At 67.7% G+C, this 18791-nt stretch carries 16 protein-coding genes; 10 read left to right on the forward strand and 6 right to left on the reverse strand.

The genetic code is table 11. The annotated features are described in order from the left end of the window. Positions 1-56: 56 nt before the first annotated feature. From HDC34_RS15005 to HDC34_RS15020, 4 genes are all read right to left on the reverse strand, one after another. Positions 57-1058 (reverse strand): amino acid ABC transporter permease, encoded by a 1002-nt coding sequence (locus HDC34_RS15005; protein ID WP_104252997.1) that lies wholly within the window; start codon positions 1056-1058, stop codon positions 57-59. Further along, positions 1055-1708 (reverse strand): amino acid ABC transporter permease, encoded by a 654-nt coding sequence (locus HDC34_RS15010; protein ID WP_104252996.1) that lies wholly within the window; start codon positions 1706-1708, stop codon positions 1055-1057. Before HDC34_RS15010 ends, HDC34_RS15005 begins: the two co-directional genes overlap by 4 nt. Before the next feature lie 91 nt (positions 1709-1799). After that, positions 1800-2708 (reverse strand): glutamate ABC transporter substrate-binding protein, encoded by a 909-nt coding sequence (locus tag HDC34_RS15015; protein WP_104311531.1) that lies wholly within the window; start codon positions 2706-2708, stop codon positions 1800-1802. Between the two features lie 67 nt (positions 2709-2775). After that, positions 2776-3525, reverse strand: a complete 750-nt coding sequence (locus HDC34_RS15020; protein ID WP_104252994.1) for an amino acid ABC transporter ATP-binding protein — start codon at positions 3523-3525, stop codon at positions 2776-2778. A 274-nt stretch (positions 3526-3799) separates the two neighbouring features. On the opposite strand from HDC34_RS15020, the gene pheS reads away from it, so the two are divergent. Both pheS and pheT read left to right on the forward strand, forming a co-directional pair. Continuing rightward, positions 3800-4846: a phenylalanine--tRNA ligase subunit alpha gene (gene pheS / locus HDC34_RS15025; protein ID WP_179557572.1), complete on the forward strand. Its 1047-nt coding sequence runs from the start codon at positions 3800-3802 to the stop codon at positions 4844-4846. Between the two features lie 2 nt (positions 4847-4848). After that, complete coding sequence (pheT, locus tag HDC34_RS15030) at positions 4849-7416, forward strand: phenylalanine--tRNA ligase subunit beta (protein WP_179557573.1); 2568 nt, start codon at positions 4849-4851, stop codon at positions 7414-7416. Between the two features lie 106 nt (positions 7417-7522). Here pheT and sufU read toward each other — a convergent pair whose 3' ends face one another. Beyond that, positions 7523-7978, reverse strand: a complete 456-nt coding sequence (gene sufU / locus HDC34_RS15035) for a Fe-S cluster assembly sulfur transfer protein SufU (protein WP_179557574.1) — start codon at positions 7976-7978, stop codon at positions 7523-7525. Then, positions 7975-9246 carry a SufS family cysteine desulfurase gene (locus HDC34_RS15040; protein ID WP_179557616.1) on the reverse strand — a complete coding sequence of 424 codons (1272 nt, stop codon included), beginning with the start codon at positions 9244-9246 and terminating at the stop codon, positions 7975-7977. Before HDC34_RS15040 ends, sufU begins: the two co-directional genes overlap by 4 nt. A gap of 243 nt (positions 9247-9489) precedes the next feature. Here HDC34_RS15040 and argC point away from each other — a divergent pair, with 243 nt between their 5' ends. The 8 genes from argC to tyrS all read left to right on the forward strand — a co-directional run bounded on the left by argC (position 9490) and on the right by tyrS (position 18338). Then, on the forward strand, positions 9490-10539 hold the full coding sequence (gene argC / locus HDC34_RS15045) for an N-acetyl-gamma-glutamyl-phosphate reductase (RefSeq protein ID WP_104311535.1): 1050 nt from the start codon (positions 9490-9492) through the stop codon (positions 10537-10539). Then, positions 10536-11699, forward strand: a complete 1164-nt coding sequence (argJ, locus tag HDC34_RS15050) for a bifunctional glutamate N-acetyltransferase/amino-acid acetyltransferase ArgJ (RefSeq protein ID WP_104311536.1) — start codon at positions 10536-10538, stop codon at positions 11697-11699. Before argC ends, argJ begins: the two co-directional genes overlap by 4 nt. A gap of 89 nt (positions 11700-11788) precedes the next feature. Next, a complete protein-coding gene (gene argB / locus HDC34_RS15055) occupies positions 11789-12679 on the forward strand; it encodes an acetylglutamate kinase (RefSeq protein ID WP_104311537.1) in 891 nt (296 codons plus the stop codon). A gap of 55 nt (positions 12680-12734) precedes the next feature. Next, positions 12735-13664, forward strand: coding sequence for an ornithine carbamoyltransferase (argF, locus tag HDC34_RS15060; protein WP_179557575.1), 930 nt, complete (start codon positions 12735-12737; stop codon positions 13662-13664). Between the two features lie 55 nt (positions 13665-13719). Then, positions 13720-14919 carry an argininosuccinate synthase gene (locus HDC34_RS15065; RefSeq protein WP_104311539.1) on the forward strand — a complete coding sequence of 400 codons (1200 nt, stop codon included), beginning with the start codon at positions 13720-13722 and terminating at the stop codon, positions 14917-14919. 2 nt (positions 14920-14921) lie between these two features. Next, positions 14922-16355 carry an argininosuccinate lyase gene (gene argH, locus HDC34_RS15070; RefSeq protein ID WP_179557576.1) on the forward strand — a complete coding sequence of 478 codons (1434 nt, stop codon included), beginning with the start codon at positions 14922-14924 and terminating at the stop codon, positions 16353-16355. Positions 16356-16363: 8 nt separating this feature from the next. Next, a complete protein-coding gene (locus tag HDC34_RS15075; protein ID WP_179557577.1) occupies positions 16364-17005 on the forward strand; it encodes a DNA-3-methyladenine glycosylase in 642 nt (213 codons plus the stop codon). Positions 17006-17033: 28 nt separating this feature from the next. Beyond that, a complete protein-coding gene (gene tyrS, locus HDC34_RS15080; RefSeq protein WP_179557578.1) occupies positions 17034-18338 on the forward strand; it encodes a tyrosine--tRNA ligase in 1305 nt (434 codons plus the stop codon). The last annotated feature ends 453 nt before the right edge of the window (positions 18339-18791 follow it).

Consider the following 18791-nt stretch of genomic DNA (forward strand, 5'->3'; position numbering starts at 1 on the left):
GGCAGGACCGAGAGACTCGGTACCTGCAAGCGGGGAGCGTTTTGTCGCTGGTGCGTCTAGACGCGATCGCCGTCGTCGCGCTTGCGGAGATCGCTCTGCCGCTGCGCTTCGGCGAGATCGTGCTTGGCCTTCTGCCGCTCGTCCTCTTCGAGTTCGAGGACGTCCGACTGCTGGACCAGGATGAGCTCCGTGTCGGTCACGTTGCCCGCGTTGGTGAGCGGCTCCGGCGCCGCCCCCGCGATGACCTTCGGGTTCTGCGAGATGCGCTTCTGCACGATGGTCGCGAGCCATGAGAGCAGCACGCAGGTCGCGATGTAGATGGCGCCGATCACGATCGTCACCGGGATGTACGGGCGGCCATAGTCTGCCTGGCCGCCGATGAGCTTCGCCATGTAGAGGAGCTCGTTGTAGGTGATGATCGAGCCGAGGGCCGTGTCCTTGAGCGTCACGACCAGCTGCGCGATGATGACGGGCAGCATCGCGCGGATGGCCTGCGGGAGCAGGATGATCTGCATGACGCCGCTCTTGCGGAGGCCGATGGCGTAGCCGGCCTCGGCCTGTCCGCTCGGCAGCGACTGGACGCCGCTTCGGATGACCTCGGAGAGTACCGAGCCGTTGTACGCGATGAGCGCGATGACGACGGCCCAGAACGGCTCCATCTTGATGCCGATGGCGGGCAGGCCGTAGTACATGAGCATCATGAGGATGAGGACGGGGATCGCGCGGAGCCCCTCGACGACCACCGTGAACGGGATGCGGACCCACGCGTGGTCCGATAGGCGGCCGATGGCGAGGACGAATCCGAGCGCCAGCGCGCCGACGGCGGCGACCAGGAAGGCGCTGAGCGTGGCCCAGAGCGCCTGCGCGATCTGCGTCCAGATGGCCGCGTAGCCGAAGATCTGCCACTTGTTGGCGCTCAGGTTGCCCGTTGCGCCGAGGCGGTAGATCAGGAACGCCACGAGGCCGACGATGACGACGACCGTGATGATCCCGAGGAGCTTGTTGCGAGCGAGCGCGCGGGGTCCCGGGACGTCGTAGAGAACTGAGGTCTGGCTCATCGGGCAACCTTCCAGTGGCGTTCGAGCGCGTTCTGCACCCACGAGAGCAGGAGCACGAGGACGATGAAGACGATGGCGACCCAGATGAGCACCTCCATCGCGTTCTCACCCCGCTCGCTCATGTTGGCGCGGATGATGCCGAGGTTGACGGCCGAGAACCCAGCAGCGACGGTGGTGTTCTTCAGCAGTGCGATGAGGACGCTCATCATGGGCGGGACGACGGCGCGTGCTGCCTGTGGGAGCACGATGAGGGTCATGACCTGCCCGAAGGGAAGGCCGATGGCCCGCGCGGCCTCTGCCTGGCCGACAGGCACGGTGTTGATGCCGCTTCGAAGCACCTCGGCGACGTACGTGGCGGTGTAGACGCCCAGCGCGAGGATGCCGAGGAGCAGGTAGTCGGTGCGGCCCATCGGGATGAGGACGGGCACGGCGAAGACGAAGATGAAGAACACCAGCGTGAGTGGCGTGTTGCGCACGATGTTGACGTAGGCGGCGCCGACGGCCCGAGCGATCGGGACCGGCGAGACCCGCATGGCACCCACGATGAAGCCGAGGACGAGCGCGAGGAGCGCGCCCCCGAAGAAGAGGATGAGCGTCCCGACGAGGGCCTCACTCCACAGGTCGAGGTGGTTCGTGAAGATATCGAACACGCTCGCCTTCCTTTCTGAGACAGGGCGCGAGGCGCCCTAGGTGCGAACGAGCGGCGGCGAGAGTGAGTCTCGCCGCCGCTCGCCTGTGGGATTAGTAGCGGTCGACCGCTGGCTGCGAGACCGTGGTTCCGGAGGAGCCGAGGTTGTAGTCGAAGATCGACTGCCACACGTCGCCGCCCTCTTCGAGGGTCGTGTTGAAGTGGTCGCGGAGCGCGTCGTCGCCCTTGGCGAGGCCGATGCCGTAGAGCTCTTCGCTGAAGGGCTCGCCGACGACCTTGAGCTGCTCAGGGTCCTGAGCCGCGTAGCCGATGAGGATGGCCTCGTCGGTCGTCACTGCATCGACCTGGCCGTTGAGGAGCGCCTCGACGCACTGCGAGTACGTGTCGAACTCGGTGGTCGTGACCTCTGGGTAGTTGTCGCGGATGTTCTGGATCGGCGTCGAGCCGGTCGCGGAGCAGACGTTGACGCCGGCGACGAGGTCGTCGACACCCGTGATCTCGGAGTCGGCGCCGACGAGGAGGCCCTGTCCGGTCTCGAAGTACGGACCGGCGAAGTCGATCTGGTCCTTGCGCTTGTCGGTGATGGAGTAGGTGCCGACGTAGTAGTCGATGTCGCCGTTGGAGATCGCCTGCTCGCGGTTGGCGGAGGCGATCGGCTTGAACTCGATGTTCTCCTCGGAGACGCCGAGCGATGCGGCCATCCAGCGTGCGACGTCGACGTCGAAGCCGGTGCGCTCACCGGTCACTGCGTCGAGGTAGCCGAGGTTCGGCTGGTCTTCCTTGACGCCGACGACGACCTTGTCGCCGCGCGCCTTGATGGCGTCGAACGTGGGCGAGCCCTCGATCGCGACGTCCGTCGCGACCTCGAAGACGGGTGCTTCACCGGTCGTGGTGCCTTCGTCGCCGCCTGCAGCGGGCGGGGCGCCTTCGGCGCATCCGGTCAGTACGAGTGAGGCCAGGATGCCTGCGCCGAGAATGGCGCTGAGCTTGGTCTTTCGCATTTCTTCTCCTTCTGTTGGAAGTCTGTCTGGTCCTGGAGGACGGTCGGGGCGCGGTCCGCGCCTGCCGTCAGTGGGTGATGAGCTTGGAGAGGAAGTCCTTGGCGCGGTCGGTCTTCGGGTGCGTGAAGAAGTCCTCAGGCGCCTGGTCTTCGAGGATCTGGCCGTCGGCCATGAAGACGACCCGGTCGGCCGCCTTGCGGGCGAAGCCCATCTCGTGGGTCACGACGATCATCGTCATGCCCTCCTTCGCGAGATCGACCATGACGTCCAGGACCTCGTTGATCATCTCGGGGTCGAGGGCGCTCGTGGGCTCGTCGAAGAGCATGACCTTCGGCTTCATGGCCAGTGCGCGGGCGATCGCGACACGCTGCTGCTGACCACCGGAGAGCTGGGCAGGGAACTTCGCCGCCTGGTGGCCGATGCCGACGCGGTCGAGAAGCGCCTTTGCCTCTTTCTCGGCGTCGGCCCTCGAGAGCTTGCGGACCTTGATGGGGCCGAGAGCCACGTTCTCGAGGATGGTCTTGTGCGCGAAGAGGTTGAAGGACTGGAAGACCATGCCGACGTCGGCGCGGAGCGCGGCGAGTGCCTTCCCTTCCTTGGGCAGCACCTTCCCGTCGATCCGGATTTCCCCCGAGGTGATCGTCTCGAGTCGATTGATCGTGCGGCACAGGGTCGACTTGCCGGAACCGGAGGGCCCGATGACGACGACGACCTGACCGCGCTCGACGTTGAGATTGATGTCCTTCAGGGCGTGGAATTCACCGTAGTGCTTCTCGACGTGATCGACGACGACGAGGGGCTCGCTCTGATTTTGCATGGAGCGATTCCACCACAGCGTCAGACTGCGCGGTTGCCTATTTCTCGCTTTCGCAACGAGATGGTTACCTGATTGGTGCACGTCGGCCACAATTTCGGTGCTCATGGATACACCTGGACCCTGGAAGATCGCCGGATTCACGCGGATCCTGATCGAGGAACGGGACGAAGCCGCGTTCTCCCGGAGGCCCCGACACGCCTCGTCTCACAGCGTGAGAAAAGCGGATCCATGGTTCTGGAGCCGTTGTCCACTGCGTTCGCTAAACTCGACGCTTGTGTCTGACGCCTCATCGAACCCCATCACGCAGGAAGCCGTCGGCTCCGCGGTCGACGCGGCACTCGCCGCCATCGCCGCGGCGCCCGACCTGACCGCACTCAAGCGCGTGCGCGCCGAGCACCTGGCGGAGGGTTCGGCGATCGCGTCGCTGAACGCCGCCATGCGCTCCGTCCCCAAGGAGAGCAAGAAGGAAGCCGGTCAGCTCATCGGGCAGGCCCGCAGCCGGGTCAACGAGTCCTTCGCCGCTCGCGAGCGAGAGCTGGCCGAAGCTGAGGCCGCCGCGCGTCTCGCTGCGGAGACCGTCGACGTCACGCTCGCGCGACCCGCTCGCGGAACGGGAGCCCGGCATCCGCTCACTGTGCTGCAGGACCGGGTGAGCGACATCTTCGTCGGCATGGGCTGGGAGATCGCGGAAGGGCCGGAGCTCGAGAGCGAGTGGTTCAACTTCGACTCGCTCAACTTCGACGCCGACCACCCGGCCCGAGCCATGCAGGACACCTTCTTCGTCGAGCCCGCCGACCGGCACCTCGTGCTGCGCACCCACACGTCGCCCGTTCAGATGCGCTCCCTCATCGAGCGCGGCGTGCCCCTCTATGTGCTTGCACCGGGTCGCACGTACCGCACCGATGAGCTCGACGCGACGCACACGCCCGTCTTCACGCAGTTCGAGGGCATCGCGATCGACAAGGGCCTCACGATGGCTCACCTTCGCGGCACGCTCGAGCACTTCGCGACGTCGATGTTCGGCGACGAGGCCCGCATCCGTCTGCGCAACAACTACTTCCCCTTCACGGAGCCGAGTGCCGAGATGGACATCTGGCACCCGGGGGCCAAGGGCGGCCCGCGCTGGATCGAGTGGGGCGGATGCGGCATGGTGCACCCCAACGTGCTGCTGGCGGCCGGTGTCGACCCAGAGGAGTACCAGGGCTTCGCGTTCGGCATGGGCGTCGAGCGCACCCTCATGTTCCGCAACGCGCTCACCGACATGCGAGACATGGTCGAGGGCGATGTCCGCTTCAGCACTCAGTTCGGAATGGTGATCTAGTCATGCGCGCTCCACTCTCCTGGCTCCGCGAGTACGCGGAGATCCCCGCCTCGGTGTCCCCGGCATCGGTGCTCGATGCCTTCGTTCGTGTCGGGCTCGAGGACGAAGCCGTGCACGGCACGCAGCTGCAGGGCCCCATCGTCGTGGGTGAGGTGCTCTCGGCCGAGCCCGAGCCGCAGTCGAACGGGAAGACCATCAACTGGTGCCATGTGCGTGTCGCACCTGAGGGTCAGCTCGCGGCCGATGGCGGTGCGGATGTGCGCGGCATCGTTTGCGGCGCGCATAACTTCGGCGTGGGCGACTCGGTGGTCGTCACGCTTCCCGGTGCCGTCCTTCCGGGCGATTTCGCCATCGCGGCCCGGAAGACGTACGGGCATGTGTCCGACGGCATGATCGCGTCCCAGCGTGAGCTCGGCATGGGCGACGACCACGAGGGCATCATCGTGCTGTCCCGGCTCGGCGTCAGCGCGACCCCGGGCACCGATGCCATCGAGCTGCTCGGCCTCACCGAGCAGGCCGTCGAGGTCAACGTCACCCCCGATCGCGGCTACGCGATGTCGATCCGCGGCCTCGTCCGGGAGTACTCGAACGCGACCGGCGTCGCCTTCAGCGATCCCGCGCTGCGACCGCAGCTCGAGGCGATCCTGGCCGAAGCCGTCGCCGCTGACACGCAGGATGTGCGCGTCCCGGTCTCGGTCGACGATGACGCCTCCGTGCGGGACCAGCCGATGGCCCCCGTGTTCGTCGGCCTCGTCGTCGAGGGCATCGACGCCACTCGGCCGACGCCGACCTGGATGGCCCAGCGACTTCGCCTCGCGGGCATCCGTCCGCTCGGCATCGCCATCGACATCACCAACTACGTGATGCTCGAGCTGGGGCAGCCCATCCACGGCTACGACCTGGACAAGCTGCGCGGCGGCATCCGGGTGCGGCGTGCGGCGGAGGGGGAGCAGCTCACGACCCTCGACGGCAAGGAGCGCAGGCTGACCGCCGAGGACATCCTCATCACCGACGATCGGGGACCGATCGGTCTGGCCGGGGTCATGGGCGGCGAGGAGACCGAGCTCAGCACCGAGACTCGCAACGTGTTCATCGAGGCCGCGTCGTTCTCACCGATCTCCATCGCGCGCACCGCGCGCAGGCACAAGCTGCCGAGCGAGGCCTCGCGTCGCTTCGAGCGTCGCGTCGATCCCCGCGTCGCGCAGCCGGCCGCGGCACGCGTCGCGGAGCTGCTGGTCGAGCACGCTGGCGGACGTGTGATTCGTGCGGGAAGCGTCCACGAGCAGATCCCCACCCCCGAGTCGCTGATCCTCCCGGTTGATGCCGCGTCTCGCATCATGGGCGTCGACTACTCGCTCGACGAGACGATCGGTGCGCTGCGTGCCGTGGGCTGCGAGGTCTGGGAGGAAGCGGAGGGACTCCTCGGGGTCACCGTTCCGAGCTGGCGCGGCGATCTCACCGAGCCGGTCACGCTCGTCGAGGAGATCGGGCGCCTGTGCGACTTCGAGCGCATCCCGTCCCGCCTCCCCGTCGCCCCTCCCGGGCGAGGGCTGACCCGCGAGCAGCGCCTGCGTCGGGCCGCGGCGGATGTCCTGGCGGCGTCCGGCGCCGTCGAGGTGCAGAGCTACCCGTTCGTCGCCGAGGCGGACACGGTCACGTTCGGCCGACCGGATGCTGGCGAGGTGGCGGCGGTCAAGCTCGCCAACCCGCTCGACCCGCGTGCCGCGTGGCTCCGGACGAGCCTCCTGCCCGGACTCCTCACCATCGCGCACCGGAACGTGTCCCGTGGCCTCACGGACCTGGCGATCTTCGAGACGGGCACCGTCTTCAAGCCGGAGTCCGGGGTCGTGTACGGCGTCGATGAGGTGCCGTCGGTCGCCGTTCGACCGACTCCCGAGCGCATCGCGGAGCTCGAGGCCGGCCTGCCGCCACAACCGCGGCATGCTGCCGGCATCGTGCTCGGACAGCGCGAGCCCAAGCGCCCCGGCCACGCCCCGACCGCCGCGTCCTGGGAAGACGCACTCGAGCTGGTCGCACAGCTCGGCCTCGCGACCGGCGCGGACATCCAGGTGAGGCAGGGGACACACCGCGCCTTCCACCCGGGCCGCTGCGCGGAGCTGTTCCTGAGCTTCGGCGTCGATGAGATCGTCGTCGGCTTCGCGGGCGAGGTGCACCCCGACATCGCTGAGGGGGCCGACCTGCCACGCGTCGTCGCCGCGTTCGAGGTCGACCTCGACGCGGTCATCGACCTGGCACGGCGCGAGGTGCTGCCGGAGCCCATCTCCACCTTCCCGGCAGCCACGCAGGACCTGAGCCTCGTCGTGGACGCGACTGTTCCCGCGGCCGCCGTGTCGGCGGCTGTGACCGAAGGTGCCGGTGCGCTGCTCGAGCAGCTCACCATTGTCGACGACTACCGCGGCGCGGGGCTCGAGGACGGGCAGAAGAGCCTGACGTTCGCGCTTCGCTTCCGCGCGACCGACCGCACGCTGACGGCCGCCGAGGCGAGCGAGGCCAAGGAGTCGGGCGCCATGCTGGCGGCCGAGCGTTTCGGCGCGACCATGCGCGCCTGACGGACGCACGAACTCCGAAGCACGAACTCGAAACAGAGATCGCCCGGCCCCGATGGGGCCGGGCGATGCTGTTCCGCGTGGAGCGGAGTTGCACGCTGAAGGAGACTCAGTGCTCGCGGGCGACCGAGGCCTCTTTGAGACTCGCCTCGAGGGCGACCCAGGAGAGCATGGCGCACTTGACGCGCATGACGAACTTCGAGACGCCCTGGAACGCGACCGCGTCCTCGAGCAGATCCTCGTCCGGCTCCGAGCCGTCCCGGGTCCGAAGCATGAGGCGGAACGCGGCGACGAGCTCCTCGATCTCGGCGGTGGTCTTGCCGACGGCGAGCTCGCTGAGCACCGACGCGGAAGCCATGGAGATGCTGCATCCGTCGCCCTGCCACGCGAGCTCCGAGAGACCGGTGCCGGCCTCGTCGAGCTTCACGCGCACGGTGATCTCGTCGCCGCAGCTGGGGTTGCGTTCGAAGTGCTCCGCCTCGGCGTCAGCGAGGGGACCATCGCCCGACCGCTTCTTCGAATGCTCGAGGATGAGCTGCTGATAGAGGCCGTCGAGCGCGCTCACGCGTCCACTCCGAACCAGGCGCGGATCTGCCCGACCGCGAAGACGAAGCGGTCGACGTCTTCACGGGTCGTGTAGAGGTAGCTGCTGGCGCGTGTGGACGCCGTGAGCCCGAGCCTCCGGTGGAGGGGCTGTGCGCAGTGGTGGCCGCCGCGAACCGCGATGCCCTTCGAGTCGAGGAACTGGGTCACGTCATGCGAATGGACGCCCTCGACCTCGAAGCTGACGAGGCCCGCGCGGGGCACGCCGGCTGGCTCGCCGATGATGCGCACGCCTGGAACGCCGGAGAGGCCGGCGAGGAGGAGCTGGCCCATCTCGGCCTCGTGGGACGCGACCGCATCCATGCCGACCGACTCGAGGTAGCGCACGGCCTCGGCGAGCGCGACGACCTGGGAGACCGGCTGCGTGCCGGCTTCGAAGCGCGTCGGGGGAGCCATGAAGTCGCTGGCCGCCATGGTGACGGTCGAGATCATCGACCCGCCTGTGCGGGCGGGCGGCAGCGCGTCGAGCATCTCGGCGCGCCCGTAGAGGACGCCGACGCCGTTGGGGCCGAGCATCTTGTGCCCGGAGAACGCGGCGAAGTCGACGCCGATCGCCGGGAAGTTCACTGGCAGGTGCGGCACCGACTGGCAGGCGTCGAGGACGACGATCGCACCCGCGTCGTGCGCGAGCTCGGTCAGGCGCTTCGCATCCGCGACCAGGCCGGTCACGTTGGAGACGTGCGCGAAGGCGAAGACCTTGGTCCGCGAGGAGATGAGGGCTGCCGCATCCTCGACGCTCCAGGTCCCACGATCGTTGACCGGCACGTAGACGAGTGTCGCGCCGGTGTCCAGCGCCAGCTCCTGCCACGGCACCAGGTTGGCGTGGTGCTCGGCCTCGGTGATGAGGATCTCGTCGCCCTCGCCGATCGCCAGCCGTGTTGTCCGTGGTCCGCCGCGGCCCGCGCTGGCGATGCGGATGCCACCGGTCACGAGGTTGATGGCGTCGGTCGCGTTCAGCGTCCAGGAGATCTGCTCCGGGGCGGCGCCGACGAAGGCGGCGACAGTCTCGCGAGCATCTTCGAAGGCGACCGTCGAGAGGGCCGCGAGCGTGTGCGCCCCGCGATGGACGGCCGCGTTCTCGTGCTCGAGGAAACGCCGCTCGACCTCGAGAACCTGAGTCGGCCGCTGTGACGTCGCGCCGGAGTCGAGATACACGAGCGGCTCGCCATTCACCTCCTGGTCGAGGATCGGGAAGTCTCGTCGCAACTGGTTCACCCGTGTGTCGCTCAGCGCCTGGACCGCGGTCGGTGCCCCGTCGGCGCTCGTGGTGGAAGCTGCGTCTTCGGTGTTCAGTGTCACGTCGTCCTCTCATCGGCATCGCGCCGCCGACGCGTGAACGTCGAGGCCTCAGCCTGTCAAGCCTACGAGTGGAACGCGCGTGGCGCGCTCGACATTCCCGCAGGAGACGCCCCAGGAGGCGCCCGTGGGTCCGGTCGACCGTGGGTGGGGGTGGCACGGCCTAGGATGAACGGCATGGCTTTCTCCGTTGCAGTAGCTGGGGCGAGCGGGTACGCAGGTGGCGAACTCCTGCGCATTCTCGCCTCGCACCCCGAACTCGAGGTCCGCACCGTCACCGCGCACGCGAACGCGGGTGAGCGACTGCTGCGCGTGCATCCGCACCTTGCGAGCTACGCCGATCTGGTGCTCGAGCCGACGACCGCGGATGTGCTCAGAGGGCACGACGTCGTGTTCCTGGCGCTGCCCCACGGAGCATCCGGGGCGATCTCTGCGGAGCTGGGGGAGGAGACGCTGGTCATCGACTGCGGAGCCGACCACCGCCTCGAGCGCGAGGAGGACTGGGCCGAGTACTACGGCGGCGATTTCTTCGGCACCTGGGCCTACGGCCTGCCCGAGCTCGAGCTCTCAGGGGCCGAGACCAAGCAGCGCGCGAACCTCAAGGGAGTCTCACGAGTCGCCGTCCCAGGCTGCAACGTCACGGCGATCACGCTCGCGCTCGCCCCGGCGCTCCACCGCGGGCTCGTGCAGCCGTCCGACCTCACCGCCGTCCTCGCCGTCGGCCCATCCGGGGCTGGCAAGAAGGCAGCGGTCTCGCTGCTCGGATCGGAGCTCATGGGCTCGGCCAACCCGTACGCCGTGACGGGCGGGCACAGGCACAACCCCGAGGTCAGGCAGAACCTCCGCCGCGCGGGTGGGGCCGAGGTCACGCTTGCGTTCACTCCGGTCCTGGTGCCCATGGCACGCGGCATCCTGGCTACGACGACGGCGCGCCTGTCCGATGGCGTGGATGCGGCCCAGCTGCGCGCCGCCTATGAGGAGTCGTATGGAGCTGAGCGCTTCGTGCAGCTCCTCCCCGATGGGGAGTGGCCGCGGACCGGTGACGTGACCGGCTCGAACCGCGCATCCATCGGCATCGGTGTCGACGAGCGAGCGGGCAGGGTCGTCGCGGTCGCCGCGATCGACAACCTCGGCAAGGGCACCGCGGGCGCCGCGGTGCAGTCAGCGAACATCGCCCTGGGACTCGAGGAGTCGCTTGGCCTTCCCCTGGACGGAGTGGCACCGTGAGCGTGACCGCAGCAGCAGGCTTCCGTGCGGCAGGTGTCGCCGCCGGCATCAAGTCGGAGGGGCGACGTGACGTCGCCCTCGTCGTCAACGACGGTCCGAGCGCGGCCTGCGCCGCGGTTTTCACCAGCAACCGATGCAAGGCCAACCCCATCCTGTGGTCACAGGAGGCCATCAGGGGCGGTTCCATCTCCGCCATCGTCCTGAACTCCGGCGGCGCGAACTGCTACACGGGCTCCTTCGGGTTCCAGACCACGCACCAGACCGCGGAGGCTGTGGCCGCGAAGCTCGGCATCGGAGCTGGCGACGTGCTGGTCTGCTCGACCGGGCTCATCGGCGTCGGCGACCAGAGCTTCCGCGACGGCGTCCTGCGCGGCGTCGAGCTCACGGCCGAGTCGCTTTCCGACACCGCAGAAGCGGGCGATGAGGCGTCGCTTGCCATCATGACCACCGATTCGAAGCCCAAGCGCTCTGTGCGCCAGGGCGAGGGGTACGTCGTCGGAGCCATGGCGAAGGGTGCGGGGATGCTTGCGCCCGGGCTCGCGACCATGCTCGTCGTCATCACGACCGACGCCGACCTCGAGTCCGTGGCGCTCGACCGAGCGTTGCGGGCTGCGACGCGGGTGACCTTCGACCGTGTCGACTCGGACGGCTGCATGTCGACCAACGACCAGGTCACGCTTATGGCATCGGGCGCGAGCGGCGTCACGCCAGATGAGGCGGCCTTCACGGCGGTGCTCACCGACGTGTGCGCCGACCTCGCACGTCAGCTGCAGCAGGATGCCGAGGGCGCGAGCCACGACGTGACGATCACGACAATCGGAGCCGCGACCGAGGAGGACGCGCTCGACGCATCACGGGCCGTCGCTCGGTCGAACCTCTTCAAGGCGGCCATCTTCGGCAATGACCCGAACTGGGGTCGCGTGCTCGCGGCGGTCGGCACGACGGACGCGGAGTTCGACCCGCAGGCGCTGGACGTCACGATCAACGGCGTCATGGTCTGCCGCGCTGGCACTCCGCACGAGCCCGCAGAGCTCGTCGACCTCACCCCGCGCGACACGAGCGTCCTGATCGACCTGCATGCGGGCGTCAGCGAGGCGACCATCCTCACCAACGACCTCACGCACGACTACGTGCACGAGAACAGCGCGTACTCGTCCTGACGAGCCACGCGAGTCGAGATGAGGAGCGGCAGCCGCCGAGCGGTTGCCGGACCAGCCCGACGGTTTCTGACCGGCCCGAAAGGGGCAGCATGACCACTCCTGACCTGTACGAGAAGGCGACCTCCAAGGTCGAGACGCTCATCGAGGCGCTGCCGTGGATGCAGGAGTTCTCGGGTCGTGTCCTCGTGATCAAGTTCGGCGGAAACGCCATGGTCGACACCGAGCTGTTCGAGGCGTTCGCATCTGACATCGCGTTCCTGCGCTACGCGGGCATCAAGCCCGTGATCGTGCACGGCGGCGGCCCGCACATCTCTCGCATGCTCGGCAGGCTGCGCATTGAGAGCGAGTTCAAGGACGGCTACCGCGTCACCAGTGAGGAGGCCATGGAGGTCGTCCGCATGGTGCTCGGGGGCCAGGTAGCGCGTGAGCTCGTGGCGGCGATCAATGAGCGCGCTCCGATCGCGGTGGCGACCAGCGGAGAAGATGCCGGCCTGTTCCAGGCGAGGCGGAAGAAGCTCCTCGTCGACGGCGAGACCGTCGATCTCGGCCTCGTCGGTGAGATCGAGAGCGTCGACCCGACGGTGGTCAAGGCCGACATCGCGGCCGGCCGCATCCCCGTCGTCTCGTCGATCGCGAGCGACATCGACACGCCCCGAAAGGCGCTCAACATCAACGCTGACCGAGCCGCGTCGGCGCTGGCGCAGGCGCTCGGCGCGGCCAAGCTCATCATGCTCACTGATGTCGCGGGCCTGTACCGGGATTGGCCGGATGTCGACTCGCTCATCTCCGAGATCAAGCTCGAAGAGCTGCGTGCCCTGCTTCCGACGCTGTCGGCCGGCATGATCCCGAAGGTGCAGGCGTGCATCGAAGCCGTCGAGGGCGGTGTCGACCAGGCCGCGATCATCGACGGCCGGGTGCCCCATTCGATGTTGCTCGAGATCTTCACCTCCGAGGGCTTCGGCACCAAGGTCTCCGCCTGATGCGCGTACGCCCGTCGTTCTGACACCTCTCCGTCACCCACTGAAAGGCAACACTGTGATTCGCCACTTCCTCCGCGACGACGATCTGACACCCGCCGAGCAGCGCGAGGTGCTCGAGCTCGCCGCGGTGCTCAAGCGCGATCGTTTCTCCGCGCGTCCGCTCGAGGGCCCTCGCAGCGTCGCCGTGATCTTCGACAAGACCTCGACGCGCACGCGAGTCTCGTTCCACGTCGGGATCTCGGAGCTCGGCGGCTCGCCCCTCATCATCTCGACGGCGTCCAGCCAGCTCGGTGGCAAGGAGACGGCGTCGGACACGGCTCGCGTCCTCGAGCGCCAGGTCGCCGCCATCGTCTGGCGCACCTACGCGCAGAGCGGCCTCGAGGAGATGGCGCACGGCGCGCTCGTTCCGGTCGTGAATGCCCTCAGTGACGACTTCCACCCGTGCCAGCTGCTCGCTGATCTGCTCACGGTCAACGAGCACCTCGGTGACCCTGCGGGGCGCACGCTCGTCTTCCTCGGCGACGGTGAGAGCAACATGGGTCACTCCTACCTCCTCGCCTGCGCGACGGCGGGGATGCACGTCCGCATCGCTGCGCCCGTCGGCTACCAGCCGCGCGCCGACGTCGTGGCCGACGCCGAGCGCATCGCCGCGGAGACCGGCGGCTCCGTCGTCGTCGGCGACGACATCGACGCCCTCGTCGCAGGCGCGGACGTCGTCGTCACCGATACGTGGGTATCGATGGGACGCGAAGACGAGAAGCAGCGTCGTATCGATGCGCTCAGCGCCTACCGCGTCACCGAGGAGACCATGGCGAACGCGGCTGAAGGCGCCATCTTCCTGCACTGCCTCCCGGCCGACCGGGGCTACGAGGTCGACGCGGCGGTCATCGACGGTCCGCAGTCGGTCATCTGGGACGAGGCGGAGAACCGACTCCACGCCCAGAAGGCACTCCTCGTCTGGCTGCTCGCCAAAGCCGCGGCCTGACCCGCGCATCCACCGCACATAGACTGAACACAAGACTCAAACGCTAGGAGCATTGATGACGGAACGCGTCGTTCTCGCATACTCCGGAGGTCTCGATACCTCCGTCGGCATCGGTTGGCTGAAGGATGCCACCGGCAAGGACGTGGTCGCACTCGCGATCGACGTCGGCCAGGCCGGTGAGGACATGGAGAAGGTGCGACAGCGAGCGCTTGACTGCGGCGCTGTCGAGTCCGTGGTCGTCGACGCTCGCGAGGAGTTCGCGAGCGACTACATCGTGCCCGCGCTCAAGGCGAACGCGCTCTACCAGAAGCGCTACCCCCTGGTCTCGGCGCTCTCTCGCCCGCTCATCGCGAAGCACCTGGCGAAGACCGCCCGCGAGCTCGGTGCCGACTCGATCGCGCACGGCTGCACGGGCAAGGGCAACGACCAGGTGCGCTTCGAGGCTGCCGTCGCGGCCGTGGCCCCGGAGCTCACGTCGATCGCGCCGGTGCGCGACCTCGCGCTCACACGTGACAAGGCCATCGTCTATGCGCAGGAGCACAACCTGCCGATCGAGCAGTCGAAGAAGAGCCCGTACTCGATCGACCAGAACGTCTGGGGTCGCGCGGTGGAGACCGGCTTCCTCGAGGACCCGTGGAACCCGCCGATCGAAGACCTCTACACCTACACGAAGAGCCCGGACGAGACTCGCGAGCCCACCGAGGTGACGGTCACGTTCGAGCAGGGCGTCCCGGTCAAGATCAACGGTGAGGCGCTCTCGCCCATCCAGGTGGTCGAGCTCATGAACACGCTCGCCGGTGACCAGGGTGTCGGTCGCATCGACGTCGTCGAGGACCGTCTCGTCGGCATCAAGAGCCGCGAGATCTACGAGTCCCCGGCCGGCCTGGCCCTCATCGAGGCGCACGAGCACCTGGAAGACCTGACGCTCGAGCGCGATGTCGCACGCTTCAAGCGCGGCATCGAGGCCGAGTGGTCGAACCTGGTCTACGACGGACTCTGGTTCTCGGGCCTCAAGCGCTCGCTCGATGCGTTCATCAACCACACGCAGGAGCACGTCTCCGGCGAGGTGCGCATGACGCTGCACGGCGGCCGCGCCGTCGTCACGGGCCGTCGTTCGGAGGAGTCGCTCTACGACTACAGCCTCGCGACCTACGACACCGGCGACACGTTCGACCAGTCGCACGCCAAGGGCTTCATCGAGCTCTGGAGCCTGCCGTCCAAGATCTCCGCGCGCCGCGACAAGCCGGAACTCTGAGCATGGTCGCATCCGAGGGCGGACCGAAGTCCGGGGGAGTGACCACGCAGGGCGCGCTCTGGGGCGGTCGCTTCAGCGACGGGCCGTCCCCGGAGCTCGCGCGGCTGTCGAAGTCCACCCACTTCGACTGGCAGCTCGCCACGTACGACATCGCCGGGTCGCGGGCGCACGCTGGTGCGCTCGCGGCCGCGGGCTATCTCGATGCGGCTGAGCTCGCTGGCATGCTCGACGCGCTCACCGAGCTCGAGCGACGTGTCGTCGCTGCCGAGTTCGTGGCGGCGGAGAGCGATGAGGATGTGCACGGCGCTCTCGAGCGCGGGCTCATCGAGATCGCGGGTCCGGAGCTGGGCGGCAAGCTGCGCGCGGGTCGCAGCCGCAACGACCAGATCGCGACCTTCGTGCGCATGTATCTGCGCGACCACAGCGCGACCATCGCGGAGCAGCTCGAGACGCTCGTCGACGTGCTCGCGCAGCAGGCCGAGCTCAACATCCAGGTCATCATGCCTGGCCGGACGCACCTGCAGCACGCCCAGCCGGTGCTGCTCTCGCACCACCTCCTCGCCCACGCGTGGCCGCTCGTTCGCAATCTCGATCGTCTGCGCGATTTCGGTCGGCGACTCGACGAGTCGCCGTACGGCGCGGGCGCCCTCGCCGGATCGACGCTCGGCCTCGACGCCGTGCGTGTTGCGCGCGAGCTCGGGTTCGCGTCCTCCTCGCCGAATTCGATCGACGCGACGGCGAGCCGCGACCTGGTCGCGGAGTTCGCCTTCATCGCGGCGCAGATCGGCATCGACCTGTCGCGTCTCTCCGAGGAGATCATCCTCTGGAACACGAAGGAGTTCGGCTTCGTCACGCTGCATGACGCCTACTCGACGGGGTCGAGCATCATGCCGCAGAAGAAGAACCCGGACATCGCAGAGCTCACTCGCGGCAAGGCGGGGCGTCTCATCGGCAACCTGTCCGGCCTGCTGGCGACGCTCAAGGCGCTCCCGCTCGCGTACAACCGCGACCTGCAGGAGGACAAGGAGCCGATCTTCGACTCCGTCGAGACGCTCGAGCTCGTGCTGCCCGCCTTCACGGGAATGGTGGCGACGCTCACGTTCCACGGTGAGCGGATGCGTGAGCTCGCACCGCAGGGCTTCTCGCTCGCGACGGACGTCGCAGAGTGGCTCGTGAAGCGCCAGGTCCCGTTCCGGGTGGCCCACGAGGTATCCGGGTCCATGGTCCAGGCTGCAGAATCCAGGGGAGTCGACCTCGACGGGTTGAGCGACGACGAGATCTCGGCGGTGTCCGAGCATCTCTCACCTGAGGTACGCGAGGTCCTGTCGGTCGACGGCTCCGTCGCGACCCGAGACGGACGGGGCGGCACGGCTCCCGTCCGTGTGACCGAGCAGATCGCAGAACTCCGCGAGCGACTGGCGTCGCTCAGGTCCTAGGCTCCCACGTGAACCAGGACCTCCACGGGGCCCTTCGCGAAGGACCGCTCCCCGCAGCAGACGCGCTGCTGGGGGCGGTCCTTTCGCGTACCTCGCCAGAGGGCACCGTGTCCATCCGCCTCACCGAGGTCGAGGCCTACGCGGGATCGGATGATCCGGGGTCGCACGGCTTCCGGGGTCGAACGGCGAGGAACTCGACGATGTTCGGCCCCGCCGGGCACCTGTACGCGTACCGCATCTACGGCATCCACACCTGCCTCAACGTCGTGGCGGGGGAGGCCGGGATCTCATCCGCAGTCCTTCTGCGAGCCGGGGAGGTCGTCGACGGGGTCGAGCTGGCGAGGGCTCGGCGCAGCGAGGGCCGCCGTTCGGCTGCTCCGCTGCGCGACCATGAGCTGGCCCGCGGACCGGGAAACCTGGTCACGGCGCTCGGCGCAATGATCGGCGATGACGGCGCCCGCTTCGACGCCGACCCCTTCGCGCTTGAGCCGCCTGCGCCGAACGCGCGGCGTGCTGTCGTGCGCGGGCTTCGCGTCGGGGTTGGCGCCCCGGGTGGTGCGCATCCGTTCGACTGGCGCCTCTGGCTCGACGGCGAGGCGTCCGTTTCCCGCTACATCGCGCACAGGTCACTCCGCGCGGGGCGGCACTGAGTCGTCAACTGCTTGATACGGTTGCGCGGTGACTACGCGTGATCTGACGACCCAGCACAACGACGCCACCTTCGAGCACGTCATCGACGAACTCGAGTGGCGCGGGTTCATCCACGTCTCGACCGATCTGGCCGAGCTCAAGGAGCGGATGAACGAGGGGCCGATCACGTACTACTGCGGGTTCGATCCGACCGCTCCGAGCCTGCACCTCGGCCACCTGGTGCAGCTGATCCTCCTCCGTCGCCTGCAGCTCGCCGGCCACAAGCCGCTTGGACTCGTCGGCGGTTCGACCGGTCTCATCGGCGATCCGCGCCCCACTGCGGAGCGCACGCTCAACTCCCGAGAGACCGTCGCCGAATGGGTCGAGGGCCTCCGCGGGCAGATCGATGGCTACCTGTCGTTCGAGGGTGACAACGCGGCGCGCATGGTGAACAACCTGGATTGGACGGCGCCGCTCTCGGCAATCGACTTCCTGCGTGAGATCGGCAAGCACTTCCGTGTCGGTTCGATGCTCAAGAAGGATGCCGTCTCGGCCCGGCTCAACTCCGAGGCGGGTATCTCGTACACGGAGTTCAGCTACCAGATCCTGCAGGCGATCGATTTCCTCGAGCTGCATCGCAACTACGGCTGCGTTCTGCAGACGGGTGGCAGCGACCAGTGGGGCAACCTGACCTCCGGTGTCGATCTGATCCGCCGCACCGAAGGCGCAAGCGTCCATGCGCTCGGGACGCCCCTCATCACCAACGCGGACGGGACGAAGTTCGGCAAGAGCGAGGGCAATGCGATCTGGATCGACGCCGAGCTCACGAGTCCGTACGCCTTCTACCAGTTCTGGCTCAACACCGACGACGCTGACGTCATCGCGCGCATCAAGATCTTCACGTTCCTCACTCGTGCCGAGATCGCCGAGCTCGAGACCCTTGTCGAAAGCGAGCCCTTCAAGCGAGTCGCGCAGAAGACGCTCGCCTCGAAGGTGACTTCGCTGGTGCACGGTGAGGCAGCGACCGAAGCGGTCATCGCAGCTTCCGCGGCGCTCTTTGGGCAGGGCGAGCTCTCCGAGCTCGATGGCCAGACGTTGCGCTCGGCGATCCTCGAACTTCCGAACGCAGAGATCGTGGATGGTGCGCCGGTCGCGCAGGCCCTTGTCGACACCGGACTCGCGAAGAGTCTCGGTGAGGCCCGCCGGGCGATCTCGCAGGGTGGGGTCTCGCTCAACAATGAGCGAGTGACCGATGAGTCCACCGTCGTGAGTGAATCGGCCGCGCTTGCCGGCGGAGTCGCTGTGCTGCGTCGGGGCAAGAAGACGCTCGCAGGCCTGGTATTCCGGGCCTGACGGCTCGTCCGGCTGTCCCCGACACGCCCGGGATGTGCGCCGAGTTGTGCGCCGGGCTGGCCCTGCGTAATGTAATCACTCGTCAGGCCGACGGAGCGAAACGCGAGAGCGGGTCGCACGGGCCAGACAGTTCTGAAAGAAAGATCAGCATCTGCCACTTGTTCTTGCAAGTTGGAGCAACATGATCTACACTCGGAACTCCTGCCTCACCGGGTAGCGAGATCAACGGCCTCTGGTTCTTCCAGGTGGTTGTGCGGAGGATGAGCTTCATGCTCACGGTCCGTGGTTCTTGTCCGGGGTTTGCAGTGCAAGCGATTGCTCCTTAGAGATGGCCGTGAGGTCTGAAGAGGGAAGCGCTCGATTCTTGAGAACTCAACAGCGTGCACTATGTCAAATGCCAATTTGATCCCGTGCCTCTTCTTTTTGGAGGGGTAAGGATTCCTTTTGGAAACA

Origin of the sequence: Pseudoclavibacter sp. JAI123 (assembly GCF_013409665.1) — a bacterium.
Lineage (GTDB): Bacteria > Actinomycetota > Actinomycetes > Actinomycetales > Microbacteriaceae > Pseudoclavibacter.

What these genes read in the sequence shown, in the direction of transcription:
- HDC34_RS15005 (WP_104252997.1), bottom strand. Translation starts at nt 1,058, where the DNA reads ATGAGCCAGACCTCAGTTCTCTACGACGTCCCGGGACCCCGCGCGCTC.
- HDC34_RS15015 (WP_104311531.1), bottom strand. Translation starts at nt 2,708, where the DNA reads ATGCGAAAGACCAAGCTCAGCGCCATTCTCGGCGCAGGCATCCTGGCC.
- HDC34_RS15020 (WP_104252994.1), bottom strand. Translation starts at nt 3,525, where the DNA reads ATGCAAAATCAGAGCGAGCCCCTCGTCGTCGTCGATCACGTCGAGAAG.
- pheT (WP_179557573.1), top strand. Translation starts at nt 4,849, where the DNA reads ATGCGCGCTCCACTCTCCTGGCTCCGCGAGTACGCGGAGATCCCCGCC.
- argC (WP_104311535.1), top strand. Translation starts at nt 9,490, where the DNA reads ATGGCTTTCTCCGTTGCAGTAGCTGGGGCGAGCGGGTACGCAGGTGGC.
- argB (WP_104311537.1), top strand. Translation starts at nt 11,789, where the DNA reads ATGACCACTCCTGACCTGTACGAGAAGGCGACCTCCAAGGTCGAGACG.
- HDC34_RS15065 (WP_104311539.1), top strand. Translation starts at nt 13,720, where the DNA reads ATGACGGAACGCGTCGTTCTCGCATACTCCGGAGGTCTCGATACCTCC.
- argH (WP_179557576.1), top strand. Translation starts at nt 14,922, where the DNA reads ATGGTCGCATCCGAGGGCGGACCGAAGTCCGGGGGAGTGACCACGCAG.